At 41.4% G+C, this 13,877-nt stretch carries 13 protein-coding genes; 5 read left to right on the forward strand and 8 right to left on the reverse strand.

The features are described 5' to 3' along the window. Positions 1-56 precede the first annotated feature (56 nt). Positions 57-2,081: a methionine--tRNA ligase gene (metG, locus tag AN394_RS07370; protein ID WP_055021133.1), complete on the forward strand. Its 2,025-nt coding sequence runs from the start codon at positions 57-59 to the stop codon at positions 2,079-2,081. 92 nt (positions 2,082-2,173) lie between these two features. Here the strand turns inward: metG and AN394_RS07375 are convergent, their stop codons facing one another. Further along, positions 2,174-2,989: a hypothetical protein gene (locus tag AN394_RS07375; RefSeq protein WP_055021134.1), complete on the reverse strand. Its 816-nt coding sequence runs from the start codon at positions 2,987-2,989 to the stop codon at positions 2,174-2,176. A gap of 82 nt (positions 2,990-3,071) precedes the next feature. After that, the gene (gene lepB / locus AN394_RS07380) at positions 3,072-3,731 is read right to left on the reverse strand and encodes a signal peptidase I (protein ID WP_055021135.1); all 660 of its coding nucleotides are present in this window, start codon (positions 3,729-3,731) and stop codon (positions 3,072-3,074) included. 186 nt (positions 3,732-3,917) lie between these two features. On the opposite strand from lepB, the gene AN394_RS07385 reads away from it, so the two are divergent. Beyond that, entirely contained in the window at positions 3,918-4,376 is a 459-nt protein-coding gene (locus AN394_RS07385) for a hypothetical protein (RefSeq protein ID WP_054561249.1), read from the forward strand. Beyond that, complete coding sequence (locus AN394_RS07390; RefSeq protein ID WP_054552938.1) at positions 4,377-4,583, forward strand: helix-turn-helix transcriptional regulator; 207 nt, start codon at positions 4,377-4,379, stop codon at positions 4,581-4,583. 56 nt (positions 4,584-4,639) lie between these two features. On the opposite strand, the gene AN394_RS07395 is transcribed toward AN394_RS07390, so the two are convergent. Genes AN394_RS07395 through aceK form a run of 4 tightly spaced genes read right to left on the reverse strand, consistent with a single transcriptional unit; the run spans position 4,640 to position 8,199 of the window. Beyond that, positions 4,640-4,900 (reverse strand): DUF2999 family protein, encoded by a 261-nt coding sequence (locus AN394_RS07395; RefSeq protein ID WP_054561248.1) that lies wholly within the window; start codon positions 4,898-4,900, stop codon positions 4,640-4,642. A gap of 53 nt (positions 4,901-4,953) precedes the next feature. After that, complete coding sequence (locus AN394_RS07400; protein WP_054561247.1) at positions 4,954-5,916, reverse strand: zinc-binding dehydrogenase; 963 nt, start codon at positions 5,914-5,916, stop codon at positions 4,954-4,956. 8 nt (positions 5,917-5,924) lie between these two features. Further along, complete coding sequence (locus tag AN394_RS07405) at positions 5,925-6,317, reverse strand: hypothetical protein (RefSeq protein WP_054561986.1); 393 nt, start codon at positions 6,315-6,317, stop codon at positions 5,925-5,927. Positions 6,318-6,369: 52 nt separating this feature from the next. Then, the gene (gene aceK / locus AN394_RS07410) at positions 6,370-8,199 is read right to left on the reverse strand and encodes a bifunctional isocitrate dehydrogenase kinase/phosphatase (RefSeq protein WP_055021136.1); all 1,830 of its coding nucleotides are present in this window, start codon (positions 8,197-8,199) and stop codon (positions 6,370-6,372) included. 105 nt (positions 8,200-8,304) lie between these two features. Here aceK and AN394_RS07415 point away from each other — a divergent pair, with 105 nt between their 5' ends. Then, positions 8,305-9,252, forward strand: coding sequence for a LysR family transcriptional regulator (locus tag AN394_RS07415; protein ID WP_055021137.1), 948 nt, complete (start codon positions 8,305-8,307; stop codon positions 9,250-9,252). A gap of 111 nt (positions 9,253-9,363) precedes the next feature. Beyond that, complete coding sequence (locus tag AN394_RS07420) at positions 9,364-9,807, forward strand: hypothetical protein (protein WP_054561244.1); 444 nt, start codon at positions 9,364-9,366, stop codon at positions 9,805-9,807. On the opposite strand, the gene icd is transcribed toward AN394_RS07420, so the two are convergent. After that, the gene (gene icd / locus AN394_RS07425; protein WP_055021138.1) at positions 9,804-11,078 is read right to left on the reverse strand and encodes an NADP-dependent isocitrate dehydrogenase; all 1,275 of its coding nucleotides are present in this window, start codon (positions 11,076-11,078) and stop codon (positions 9,804-9,806) included. The genes AN394_RS07420 and icd overlap by 4 nt on opposite strands. Positions 11,079-11,170: 92 nt before the next feature. Continuing rightward, complete coding sequence (locus AN394_RS07430) at positions 11,171-13,852, reverse strand: 7TM diverse intracellular signaling domain-containing protein (protein WP_055021139.1); 2,682 nt, start codon at positions 13,850-13,852, stop codon at positions 11,171-11,173. Positions 13,853-13,877: the final 25 nt, after the last annotated feature.

Here is a 13,877-nt window from a genome sequence, read left to right on the forward strand (position 1 = left end):
TTAAATAATGATATTCGAGCATATTTGCATCGAACTAATCTCAATTCGGAATGATTATGGCACAGCGAAAGATCCTGATTACTAGCGCATTACCTTATGCCAATGGCCCGACTCACTTAGGTCATTTACTAGAATATATCCAAACTGATATTTGGGCGCGTTTCCAAAAACAACAAGGTCATGAAACCTATTACGTTTGCGCGGATGATGCTCACGGCACACCAATTATGCTTAATGCGCAAAAGCAAGGGATCACGCCAGAAGAGATGGTTAAAAACGTGAGTGTTGAACGTCAACGCGATTTTGCTGATTTCAACATTGAATTTGATAACTATCACAGCACGCACAGTGAAGAAAACCGTCATTTCAGCGAGTTAATCTACAACCGTTTGAATGAAGCGGGTCACATTAAAAAACATACTATTTCTCAACTTTTCGACCCAGAGAAAGGTATCTTCTTACCAGACCGCTTTGTAACGGGTACTTGCCCAACGTGTAAGTCAGAAGATCAAAACGGTGACAGCTGTGATTCTTGTGGTGCAACTTACAGCCCAACTGAACTTATCAACCCACGCTCTGTTATGTCGGGTGCTGAGCCAATCTTAAAAGATTCGGAGCATTACTTCTTCGACCTACCTGCTTTTGAAGACATGCTTAAAGAGTGGTTACACTCAGGCACGATTCAACAAGAAATGGCGAACAAGCTTGATGAATGGTTTGCAGATGGCCTACAGCAGTGGGATATCAGCCGTGACGCACCTTACTTTGGTTTTGAAATCCCAGGTGCACCAGGTAAATACTTCTACGTGTGGTTAGACGCACCTATTGGCTACATGGCGAGCTTTAAAAACCTGTGTGATAAAAAAGGGATTGATTTTGATGCATTTTGGAGCGAAGACTCAGATGCAGAGCTTTACCACTTCATTGGTAAAGACATCATCTATTTCCACAGTCTATTCTGGCCGGCAATGTTAGATGGCGCAAAATTCAGAAAGCCAACAAACGTATTTGCCCATGGTTTTGTGACTGTGAATGGCGCGAAGATGTCTAAATCAAAAGGCACCTTTGTTAAGGCGCGTACTTACCTTGATAACCTAGATCCTGAATATCTTCGTTATTACTACGCGGCAAAATTAAACAACGGTATTACTGACCTTGATTTAAACCTTGAAGACTTTGCACTACGTGTTAACTCTGACTTAGTAGGTAAAGTAGTTAATATCGCAAGCCGTTGTGCAAGTTTCATCACCAAGAAGTTTGACGGTAAGCTTAGCGACACCGTAATGGACGAAGCACTATTAGGTGAGTTCCAAGCAGCTTCTGCAAGCATCGCAAATCACTATGAAAACCGTGATTACAGCCGTGCAATTCGTGAAATCATGGCACTTGCTGATAAAGCAAACCAATTTATCGACGCTAAAGCGCCTTGGGTATTGATTAAAGACGAAACAAAACAACAAGAAACACACGATGTTTGTTCACTTGGCTTAAATATGTTCCGTGTACTTATCACTTACTTAAAACCTGTTCTTCCAGGTATGGCTGCAAACGTTGAAGCTTTCTTAAACGACGATTTAACATGGCAAGGCGCGCAAACTGCGCTTGTTGGTCACGCAATTAATAAGTTCAAACCGCTAATGCAGCGTGTTGAAATGGATAAAGTAAATAAAATGATTGAAGAATCAAAAGAAAGCCTAGTTGCTGAAAAAGACAAGATTGATCCAAACAGCCCACTAGCAAAAGAGCCAATCAGCCCAGAAATCGAATTTGATGATTTTGCGAAAGTTGATTTACGCGTAGCAAAAATTGCTAAAGCAGAACACGTTGAAGGCGCAGATAAGCTATTAAAACTAACCTTAGATTTAGGTGGCGAAACGCGCCAAGTATTCGCAGGTATTAAATCGGCGTATGCACCAGAAGATATCGAAGGCAAGCTAACGGTAATGGTAGCGAACCTTAAGCCTCGTAAGATGCGTTTCGGTATGTCTGAAGGCATGGTATTAGCTGCAGGCCCTGGCGGTAAAGAAATTTATATTCTAAACCCAGATGAAGGCTCAGAGCCTGGCATGCGTGTAATGTAATTACACAATTGCAAGTTAATATAAAAAACCGTTGTGTTTCAGACACAACGGTTTTTTTGTATTTAATGAATGCTTTAGATAATGTTGTTAGCTTATGAGCTTGGGCATGCAGGATACTCAGTCAGTACTTGAGTAATTATTTGCCCAAACTGCTGGTGTTGTTGTTCGGTAATAGCAAAAGCAGCATTGTAAGCTAGGGTATCTGCAAGCTCACCTGTTATGACTTCATAAAAAGTCATCGCGGTCAGTAAGTGCCCTGCATCTGAAGCATGATTGCCATCTGCACTGTAAAAATTAAGCTCAGGTAATGCAGCGATTGCTTTATCCCAAACTAAGCCGATTGGTGCAACACAACTTGCCTCTTTTTCGCTAATCGACAAATGTAATTGATAGACAAGCTCCCCTTCTTTGCTGTCACCTCGCTGTGGATGCTCAGGAAACAAAATAGGTGTAATTTCCAGCTCTTTTGCACTGGCAATTAAACGCTCAGCCTCACTTGTAGAATAATTAACAGAGCCAGACTGAGAATACTTTTGACCTTGAAAAATAGCATGGCTCCAATTGGCTTGCTGTAGCTTTTCAATATTGCCCGAAGTGTTCACTATTTCATCTAAAAAACGACCACTGATGGTAAGAGTTGAAACTTGAGCGTTGGTTAGCTCACTGGAAATAAGCTGTTCAAGCAAATCCCCTAATCTAGCACTATGGCTATTGCCATAAATAATAATTTTATAGTCAGCACTACCACTGTTATCGACAAGCTCAACACCTGTATCCGGTGTTGAGCTGTTAGTGTCATCAACTTTTGTAGATTCGTTTTTTGAGCTCGAACCACATGCAACCAGACTGATCGAAAAGACGAGTAAAAAATAACATCGAATTAATCTCGCAAACTTATCATTTATCATACTTTACCTTTTGGCTTATTATTTTTATGTCGTTAATATTGAAACATAAAATTATAAATTGCCAATTTTGTACTTTTTTTATCTAGGGTGCTAAGTACAAATCATGTAAAACTCGCTCTTTTCGAGGTAAGTAATAATCATCATAATCAAGTGACACTATGACTCTTTTAGCTTTGCCTAATAACTCACTGCGAGGCACTAAACCAATCACTCGTGAGTCTGCACTATTATCACGGTTATCACCCATCGCTAGATACATATCCTTTGGAATTACGACAGGGGCAAAATGCTGCATCACCGAGGGCGTTTTTGATACCACAATAGCGTGCTGAACACCGGCAAGATTTTCAATCAGTGTTTGCTGCTCATGCTCATCATCAGTTAATGCGTAATCAAGTGCTTTACCGTTAATGATCAATTTATTATCGACTAAAGTCACTGTATCGCCCGGCACACCAATAACCCGCTTTATTAAGCGATTATTTGCAGCCTTAGAATCAAATACAATAATATCACCGGCTTTTGGCTCATCTGTGCGCATTAGCGAAATATGACTAAATGGCACACGCAGATCATAAGCCATTTTATCCGTTAAAATACGGTCCCCTTCAATGATGGTCGGATTCATAGAACCTGTTGGCACTTCATACCAATCAGCCACTGCACTTCTGAACACACTCATCAAGCAGATAAATAAAATCAATGAGCGGTTATTTTTCCATACCTTTAAAAGCCAGTTCATATTCGTTCCTAATTTGTTGTTTGATTCATTAGGAGTCTGTGCGGTAGGAATTAGTTCTCAACTAAATGTAACGAAATACGTCAATGATAAAAATACCATACATGGTGTTAAAAATATTTGACATACCGAGCAATGAGTAGTTTACTTAACACCAAGTCAAATATTTTTTACATGGGGTGGAAGAAAATGAGCTACAAAGAAATGACAATTTGGGGCACCTTGGTGGTAACCATAGGCCTTTTAAGCTATTACCTGTTAGGCATTAATTCACTACAAGCTGCAGGTGATCTTAGCCAAGATACTATGGTGTCTTATTTGTATAAGGTTGTCGTGGTTGCGGTGATCTTAGAGATCATTATGCAATCTGTGCTTGCAGGCATTAAACACAAAGAAGCAGACTTAGGGGATGATGAGCGTGATAAGCTCATTGAGCTAAAAAGCACCAAACTTGGTCACTGGTTCTGCTCTGCAACTATCTTAATGTGTGTATTTTTAGCGACGCAAATTGAGCGCGTATCTGGACGCATGCTGTTACCTGAGGTCTCTGATCTATATAATATTATGCACTTTCTAATTATTGGTTTTTTAGCCAGTGAAATTATTACTATTGCCAGCAAAGCGTATTTATATCGAAGAGACAGCTAGATGACAAAACAGCTCAGTAATACCATTCGGGAACTTCGATTTCATCACAACGAAATGACTCAGCAAGCATTGGCAGAGGCAGTTGGCGTTTCAAGGCAAACTATAGTAGCAATTGAAAAAGGTAAATATTCACCCTCGCTCGAGGTGGCTTTTAAGATTGCTCAACTGTTTGATAAGAAACTAGACGACGTGTTTTCGTATCAGTAATTAACAAAAAAGGTTAGCCAAAGAGCTAACCTTTTTTAAATTCGTATCATTTAATTTTATGACTGCTGATTTTTGAACTGCGCTTTGGCTTGCTCAACTTCATCATCACTGATACCCACTGATTCAGCCGCTTCTTTAATAAGGTGTGGCTGCGTCATCACTAATGCCATCAATTGTTGAAGCTTTTCTGGTGGGATACCTAACTGTTGGACTAGACCCATTGCCATCATTGGGTTTTCCATAAACGCTTGAAACAGCTCACGCACTTTCTCGTCACTTACATTGTGCTCTTTGAGCATTGCAATAATAGGGTTCATATTAACCTTTACTTTTAACTACTAATAAAACCAATAATATGGGCAAATTGATGTTATTCAACTAACATCACCACTTTTCCCGAGTTTTCGTTGTTATCTAAAATACGGTGAGCCTCATTCGCTTCTTGCCAATTTAAGGTTTTATAGATATTGCAATCGAACAGCCCGTTGGCCAAGTCATCATAAAAGCGCGAAATAAACTGCTCTTTTAAATGACGTTTAAACTCAATTGAACGATTACGCAAAGTTGATGCATGAAAGGAAATACGTTTGCTAAGCAGCCTTGCAAAGTCAACCTCAGCAAAGCGCGCATCTAAAAAGGCTAACATCACAATTTGGCAATCCATTGCTGCAACGGCAGCATTTTTATTTAAATAGCTTCCTGAGACAGGATCAACAATGGTATTGGCCTGTAAATTATTGGCTTTGAAGTACTCTACAAAATCAGTGGTTTTATAATTAATGGTGTGATCTGCACCAAGCTGTTTGGCATGCTCACACTTTTCATCACTACCTGCGGTGATCACCACTTGAGCGCCTGCGCGTTTTGCCATTTGAATTGCCGCCCCACCGACACCACTAGCTCCCGCATGGATCAGTGCCGTCTGCCCCGCTTTGAGCTGACCAAATTGAAATAAGGCAGAAAAAGCCGTTAAGTATACTTCACTGATAGCAGCGCCTTGGGCCATTGTCATTTCATCTGGTAACGGCATTACTTGTGCAGCATCAACGGCAACATACTCGCTGTAAGCACCGCCCGCACACAAGGCAAAAACGCGTTTATTAAGCCAATCTCCCGATACTGCACTGCCTTGCTCAACAATGGTACCGGCGCATTCTAACCCTAGAATTTCACTGTCACCTTTGGGCGCAGGATATTTACCTTGTCGCTGTAAACAATCTGCCCGATTAACGCCGATTGCTGCAACAGCAATAAGAACTTCGTTATCTTTTAGGGCTGGTTTATCTGTTTGCGCAAAATGTAACTGTGAGTCTTCGTGCTTAATATAACGCATATCACCTTCTATTTAATTCGTTGCCAGATCTCAGCTTCGACTAATTTGCCATTTTCATACAAGGTGTGGTGCCACAAGTCACCTTTTATTTTGTAATCAAATGCCATGGTCTTACCAAGTAGTGAAGGAACATTACCATAGGAAAAAGTTTCGATAAATTGCTGGTCTTGCAAAACATATTTGCCGCCACCAGCATAATGAAAGTTGCCTTGCTTTTGGGTGATATAGCTAAAATGACTGGGTGTAATCAGTTTAACAGAGGTAATTTCTGGCGCTTTTGCCGTCACATAGCCGTCATTGGTTGCATATTTGCCTTCAACAAATTGCCAGCTACCTAATAACGGATTGGCGCTTACCATAGACGAAATAAATAAACTCGATAATAACAGTGTGTTTTTCATAGTGCGTTCCTTAGCAATTTTTTCAATAGCATACGCTAACACTATGTTCCTATTAAACAGTTATAGGTTGAGTTTTTTTCATTTGAGCTCTCATCGACGAAAAGCGCCAAGACTGCTTATAAGGATAAACATCAAGCAATTGCCCATCGTTTATCGCAGTTTGTAATTGCTGCCACATCGTGGCAGTGAAAATATCTTGATGTGCAGCATTGAAGTGATCAAACGCTCGCTTATTAGCGCTAAAAAATACTTTAAACTGGCTCGGAAATACGTCGTTTTCTGCGATATCAAAGTAGCTTTCGCTGCTGAGCTCATCTAATGAGTCATCGGTTTTTGGCAGCTCTCTAAATTGACACTCTGTCATCGGACAAATTTCATCGTAGTCATAAAACACCACTCTTCCCCAACGGGTTACACCAAAGTTTTTCATCAGCATATCACCGGGGAAAATATTAGCCCCCGCAAGCTCTTTTATCGCTTTACCGTAATCAACCATTACTTGCTGCAGTTTTCGCTCATCACAGTCGTTTATATACAAATTAAGCGGCGTCATTTTTCGCTCTACATAAACATGGCGCAAAATAAGTGCATTACCCGAGATCACTAAGCTATCGCCAATTTGCTGCTGCATTATTTGTATAAGCTCATCACTAAATCGGCTTAAATCAAACGCTAAATAACGAAATTCGTGGGTATCAACTAGCCGTCCTACTCGGTCGGCTTGTTTAACAAAGTCGTACTTAGCCATTACTTGTTGTTTGGTGGCCGTTTTTGGCGCACTAAATTTATCCTTTATTACCTTGTACACATAATCTGAGCCTGGGGTGGTAAATACCAGCATCACCATGCCCGGCGTACCCGGCGCAAGTGTGTATTTATCGTCAACGGGGCTATTACGGGTGGTATCAACTTTATAACGATAAAACTCGGTTTTCGCGTGTTTGATAAAGCCTATGGCATTAAACAGCTCAAAACGTTGCTTATGAGGCATTAAAACACTGAGGTAATCAACATATCGGGCGGGTTGGTCAGTGTCGACCATAAAATAAGTACGCGCAAAGCCAAACAACAAGCTGAGTTGATCAGCTCCCATCATCACAGCATCAATGTGAAGACCTTTTTCACTGTTTAATAGCGCAATCGCAAATGGCATGTTATCGCCATTTTTAGCAATACAACGACCTATGATGTAGCACGCTTTATTTCTGAAAAACAATGAATTAGCGTATTCAATATAGCCATCGTTGAGAGCAAGCAGCTCATAAACTTGTGGGCATTGTTGTTTCGCTCCAGCAATCAAGGTACGCTGTAACATGGCAACATCATCAGTAAAATCAGCGTATTGTGACCGAAATACATGGCGCTTGATCAAGCTACTAATCGCACTTTCAAAGCCATTTTGCAGGGAAATGCGGCTAACCAATGAATCAAAGGGTCTTGGCCCCAGTTGATATCGTGCTTTTAGTACAAACAAGTGCACATTGCGGATTTTTCGTGAGTCCCAAATTGCACCGAAGGTTGAGTTAAAAAAGGTATGAGCAATAGGCTGGTTTTCATGGCTTTGCACCATTTCTGCGTATATTTGTTTGGCTAATAACCAAAGCGCTGGGTCGTCTACTTCGCTATAAGCAATAATTTTTACCGCTTGGCTTACCTTTTTTACTTGCCCTTCGTAAACTTGCAATCGCGATTTCATAGCCCCTTGAACTTGATGCCACTGGCGCTGTTCAAAACGACTTTGTGCACCGAGGGTAATATTTAAAAACTCTGCAAACATAGCCTCAAAGCCAGCATACACCGCACGGGCAAGCTTAGTCGCTACGACCTGATTTAACTGTTCGCTGTGTGATTTAACAGCCAAATGTGAATTTTGCTGTGGCATTATTTTTATCGCTTATGCTGATTATTTTAGTCGCCTTGTTTACACACAATAGCAAGCGCGCTTTAATTTAGGTAATTAATAAAGATAATAAATAAGATTGATCAAATGAATATTAGGCACGTCGACCTCAACCTACTGGTGTATTTAAATGTCCTCATTGATGAACAAAGTGTGTCTAAAGCCGCCAATAAACTAGCTTTGACTCAACCTGCAATGAGTAACGCCCTTAAGCGTTTGCGAGATTTGTTTGATGATCCATTATTAGTGAGAGCCGCAGGCACAATGACGCCAACCGCCAAAGCGCTCAGCCTTAAACCTGAGATAGAATCACTGTTAAAAATGGCTGAAGAAATTACTCAGCCAAGTGAGGTATTCGATCCGAGCACCGCGAATATTACGTTTCGGATCATGGCAAACGACTACCTTGAATCAACCCTTATTGCGCCATTTATCACCCAGCAGCTAGCAAAAAATCCGGGGCTTAACTTTGATATTTTGAGTCCAAGCGATGTTAACCTTCAAGATATGGAAAAAGGCACCATCGACCTTGCCATTAATCGCTTTAACGGCCTGCCCCGCTCATTTCACCAAGCCAGTGTCTGGCGAGACAATTACTGCTGCTTAACACACCCAGACAACCCTTACTTGCAACAGCAAAACCTCGAAGGCTACCTTGCTCAAGAGCACATTTGGGTGAATCGGGCTGGTTGGGGCGTAGAAGCGGCAGTAACAAATAAATCAGGCAGCCAAAAACTCGGCTGGGTCGATGAGGCATTATGGCAACTAGAACAAACCCGCAATATTCGCGTATTCACCCGCCATTACATGGTGGCGAGCCTACTTTGCCAATCACCTCAACTCATAGCAACACTGCCCCGTCGCCAAGCCATGTTATTAGCAAAACACACTGATTTGGTAATAAGTCCAGTGCCATTTCAAATCGTGCCTATTGAAGTAAAAATGTTATGGAGCCCTTTGCTACATCACGCAAACCCGCATCAGTGGCTGCGTAGAGAGCTACTTGCCTTTGCCAGTACCGTAGCTGATCGTTAAAAACAGTATAATATTGATAAAATCAATATCAGTTATTGAAAACAACAATTTCATTAATAATGAGTGAAGGGCTAGAGTGAAGTTAAGCACATAAACAAAGAGAAAATGATTATGGAAACTTCAGCGCAATTCACTCAACAGGACGGCCTTTACATCAATGGTCAATTACACTCATTCATCGAGCAGCAGCTTTGTAAAAAAAGCGATTTAGCCTGCGATGAGATTTACCAAACACTGGCAACAATGGTTGATGAGTTTGGTTGCCAATGCCGTAAAACCAAACATCAAGATGATGATGTTTTACAAGCAGAGACACTGTTAAAAGCGTATAGCACAGTACGTACTCACCCGCATTGTCATGTTGATGCACAAACAACAACTGCAGTGTTAGATGAATACTGCTGCCAAGTACCAGCTATTTTAGTGGTTGCGTTAATGGATACATTAACAGGCATGACAAGCAACGAACCTGGTGCAGAGCACATTTACCAACGTGCAGCACAGTTAACAGGTAAACCATGTGTCTACGCAGTTAAAAGCGCCAATGCCGCTTAATATGGTTCATTATTTGAGTTACTTATTCGCGCGATGATGCTTGTTGCAAAATCACTGCAACTAAGCATCGTCGCACCGGCTACTAGGTTAGCCAAATCAAACGTCATTTCATTTGCGCTAAGCGTCTGCTCTAGGGCTTTTTCTATTTTATTCGCCGCTTCGTGCCAGCCCATAAAGCGTAGCATCATAACCGCACTTAAAATACTGCTTGTTGGATTTGCACTGTCTTCCCCGGCTATGCGATTAAATGTGCCATGAGTCGGTTCAAAAAAGGCCACTTCATTATTTAAGTTTGCCGCAGGCATAATACCTACCCCACCGACTTGTGCGGTTAGCATATCAGCTAAGTAATCGCCGTTTTGATTGGTTGTTACCACCACATCAAATTGCTCTGGGGTGAGCAGCGCTTGTTGTAGCATGTTATCGGCAATGACTTCTTTGATAATTAAATCATCTTGCTCGTCACGTTTGATCACTAACCAACGACCATTTTCATGCGCTACAGCGTTAAACTCTTGCTCTGCTAGGGCAAATGCCCAGCGTTTAAAGGCGCCATCGGTAAATTTAAGTACATTACCTTTGTGCACCACAGTCAGTGATTCACTGTGCTCTTTGAGGGCAAAGTTTAGAGCGTAACGCATTAGTCGCTCTGCCGCCTCTTTCGAGCTATTTTTAATACCAATACCGCATTGGTTATCAAAACGAAGTCGGGTGACACCCATTTCTTGGCACAGAAAATCAAGCATACGCTCGTTGTCAATACTGCCAGCCTGCCACTCAATGCCTGAGTAAACATCTTCAGAGCTGTCGCGTATTACTGTGATTTGAGTTTTTTCAGGCTCTTTTAAGGGGGATGGTAAATGCGGATAACTGCGAATAGGCCGCATGTTAACGAATAAATCCATCTCATGACGAAGGGCTACATTTAAAGAGCGAAAACCACCGCCGAGGGGGGTTGTTAATGGCCCTTTTATGGCAATTTTATACTGCCTAACCGCATGCAGGGTTTCTTGCGGGAACCAGTCGCCATCGTATAGCGCAGCTGCTTTTTCGCCATTGAACACTTCCATCCAATGTATTTGTTTATCGCCTTGATAAGCATGATTCACTGCAGCATCAACAATATCTCGCATCACCGGGCTGATATCTTGACCAACACCATCGCCTTCAATGTAAGCAATAACCGGGTTATCAGGAATATGCCATTGACCCTTTCTATCGATAGTAATTTGCGCGCCATTCGAGGGTACTGAAATATGTTGATACTGCATCATGCCTTCCCAGCAAGGTGTTTTAATAATATTAATATCAAGAAATAGCTAATTTGTCTGTGCTTACAAAGAAATAGCCGCTATTCAAGCAATCAATGCGTTACCTTGGTTATCTCGTCTTGCATGGCACAAAATAAGGATGCAATAAGCTGCGTATCGAGCGTGACGGTATCTTTTTTAAGCGCAGCATCAACGGCAACCGCTTTAACATAAAGCGTTTCACATTCGAACATGTTCGCAGCGCCTTTAAGCATATGAACATTTCTGCTTAAGCCATCAATGTCCATCTTTTTGTATTGCCCGCGCATTTCTCTATATTGTTCTTCAAGACCTTTTATGTAGTCATCTTTAAGCGCCTGAAACTCTTTTTCAGGTAATTTGATATCGGCTAACTCATCGCAATCTAAGTAACTGGCAATTTTATGGCTAAACGCGTTTCTATCAATTGGTTTAGCGATTAAATCATTGAAGCCTTGCTTCATATAACGGGCAATTTCATGCTTCATGGTATTCGCTGTCAGTGCAATGATTGGCGCACTCACTCCCGTTGCTTGCATCATTTTTAATGCTTCTTGACCGTCCATAATCGGCATTTGAATATCGAGTAAAATAAGGTCAAAGCTGTCTTCGAGGGTTGCTTGCACTGCGTCTTTACCATTTTCAACGGTGGTCACTGTCAGCCCCATACGCTCTAATATTCGCGCAATTAAACGTCGGTTGTCTGGGTGGTCTTCGGCAAGTAATACTCTGCCCTTTAAGTTCTCTGGTGCATCAAGCTTACTAAACGGTGAGGTTTCAACGAGCTTCACTTCGCTCATATCATTAAGCCAACGTGTGTTATCTGTGGTATACACCGACATGGTGAAAATAAACTCACTGCCAGAGCCGACATTACTTTTAACGCTGATATCCCCATCCAATTTCTGCGCAAGGCTCTTTGAAATATTAAGGCCAAGACCCGTGCCACCATATTGCCTAGAAATACTTGAATCCGCTTGATAAAAGGCACTAAACAGGGCTTGTTGCTCTTTGTCTGTCATGCCAATACCGGTGTCTTTTACGCTTATCGACAACTTATCGTTATGACAGCTCACCGTTAAAGTGATACGCCCCACTTGAGTGAACTTAAGGGCGTTGGTTGTTAGGTTTAATAAAATTTGCCTTAAACGACTCGGATCGGTAATTAGGTAGTCTGGCAACGGGAACTGATAATCAACACTGAACTTTAAGCCCTTATCACGGATTTGCTTGCCAATAAGTGACTCAATATTGGCAATCGTGGCAAACAAGTCTGTTTCGACTAAATCTATTTCTAGCTTGTTGGCTTCAATCTTCGACATATCGAGAATATCGTTTATTAATCCAAGAACATGGCGGCTATTTTGCAATATAACGCCAATCCCATGGTTGCGCTCATGAGGCTTAATATCCCCGAGCATAATGCCATCTGCATAGCCAATGATTGATGTCATTGGGGTGCGAATTTCATGACTGATATTCGCTAAAAAGCGGCTTTTAGCTTCATTCGCATCGCGAAGCTCAGAGGCAAGTTCTTCAAGCTCCAAAGTTCTTAGATGTACTTTTTCTTCTAAATTCTTGTTGAGCTCTACGTTGTCATCGTGAAGCAGCCTAAACTTATCGGCCACAGCAAACGCCAGCAACATGGCGTCCATGGCTGTGCCTATCAAACCCAATAAATATAAATTAATGGAGGTAGCTGGCAGCAAGCCTAAATTAGTTAAATTACCGACCATATTCGGTAGCATCATGGCAATGTAAGCCAGCACAAAATAGCGTGCTGGCTTAAAGCCAATGAGCATACAGCGAATACCTATGTATAAGCCTAAACATAAAGCAACACCCGTTACTAACGTTGACCAATAAAAACCAAAGCTTGGCCATAAAATACAAAACGGAATACCTAAAGTGGCGATTACACCCACCGTGAGTGATAATTGCGCCAGTTTAGGAAATGTTTCTTTGAGTTTAAGTAAGTTGTTGTAAAACAATATATTGGTTAATGGTGTGAGGGCAAAGCCGAGCCAGTGAAGATGAGGGTTATAGTAACCAAACAGCTGATCAGAAATATGGAAAAAATGGCTCCAAGCAAACACCCAGGATGCAGTAAATAGCGCGTAGTAAAGGTGTGTGACATCACGAGAAACCAAGTAAATTAATAAATTATATAAACCAAGTGCAATCCCCACCCCAAAGCAAAGCATCATGATCATATTTTCAATGGTTATGTTTTGAAAATAATCTTGATAAGGCGTTAATACCAGCTTTGCGGGAGTATAAAAGTAGTCACTCTCAAAATAAGTGATAAGCGTATAGTGCTTACCTTTTTCAAGAGATAAGCGATTACCATAGTGAAAAGCAAATTGATTCGGCTCGACCCCACCGGTTACAAAGTGCTGTATCGGGGCAGTTGGATCAGTTATATCGTAAATGCGGCTTTCTATTTTCGAAACCAAGGTGTTATACGGATAGAGCACTAAATCTTCGATATCACTTAAATTTTCAATTTCAACAATTAACCAATAACTACCGCCAACCGAGCTTATTCGAGATTGCGGTTTTTTGCTTGCTCGCCAAGCATCAATCGCAGCCACCGATTGCGGAAACATATTATCGTTTGCCGTAAACACTTCACCAACATCATGAAGGTTTTGCTCAGCCACAGCGTCGGTGTAGACAAACGTCTGTTGTGCATTAGCCGAAACACTCAATAGCAATAAAAAAAGCAGAGTACTTAAATACAGCTTTAACCGCATTCACAAAACCCCTGTACCATCGTGG

This window comes from Pseudoalteromonas sp. P1-26 (assembly GCF_001401795.1).
Classification (GTDB): domain Bacteria; phylum Pseudomonadota; class Gammaproteobacteria; order Enterobacterales; family Alteromonadaceae; genus Pseudoalteromonas.

Bases quoted from the DNA above. Each gene is read 5' to 3' on its own strand.
- metG (WP_055021133.1), top strand. From the start codon at position 57: ATGGCACAGCGAAAGATCCTGATTACTAGCGCATTACCTTATGCCAAT.
- AN394_RS07375 (WP_055021134.1), bottom strand. From the start codon at position 2,989: ATGATAAATGATAAGTTTGCGAGATTAATTCGATGTTATTTTTTACTC.
- lepB (WP_055021135.1), bottom strand. From the start codon at position 3,731: ATGAACTGGCTTTTAAAGGTATGGAAAAATAACCGCTCATTGATTTTA.
- AN394_RS07385 (WP_054561249.1), top strand. From the start codon at position 3,918: ATGAGCTACAAAGAAATGACAATTTGGGGCACCTTGGTGGTAACCATA.
- AN394_RS07390 (WP_054552938.1), top strand. From the start codon at position 4,377: ATGACAAAACAGCTCAGTAATACCATTCGGGAACTTCGATTTCATCAC.
- AN394_RS07395 (WP_054561248.1), bottom strand. From the start codon at position 4,900: ATGAACCCTATTATTGCAATGCTCAAAGAGCACAATGTAAGTGACGAG.
- AN394_RS07400 (WP_054561247.1), bottom strand. From the start codon at position 5,916: ATGCGTTATATTAAGCACGAAGACTCACAGTTACATTTTGCGCAAACA.
- AN394_RS07405 (WP_054561986.1), bottom strand. From the start codon at position 6,317: ATGAAAAACACACTGTTATTATCGAGTTTATTTATTTCGTCTATGGTA.
- aceK (WP_055021136.1), bottom strand. From the start codon at position 8,199: ATGCCACAGCAAAATTCACATTTGGCTGTTAAATCACACAGCGAACAG.
- AN394_RS07415 (WP_055021137.1), top strand. From the start codon at position 8,305: ATGAATATTAGGCACGTCGACCTCAACCTACTGGTGTATTTAAATGTC.
- AN394_RS07420 (WP_054561244.1), top strand. From the start codon at position 9,364: ATGGAAACTTCAGCGCAATTCACTCAACAGGACGGCCTTTACATCAAT.
- icd (WP_055021138.1), bottom strand. From the start codon at position 11,078: ATGCAGTATCAACATATTTCAGTACCCTCGAATGGCGCGCAAATTACT.
- AN394_RS07430 (WP_055021139.1), bottom strand. From the start codon at position 13,852: ATGCGGTTAAAGCTGTATTTAAGTACTCTGCTTTTTTTATTGCTATTG.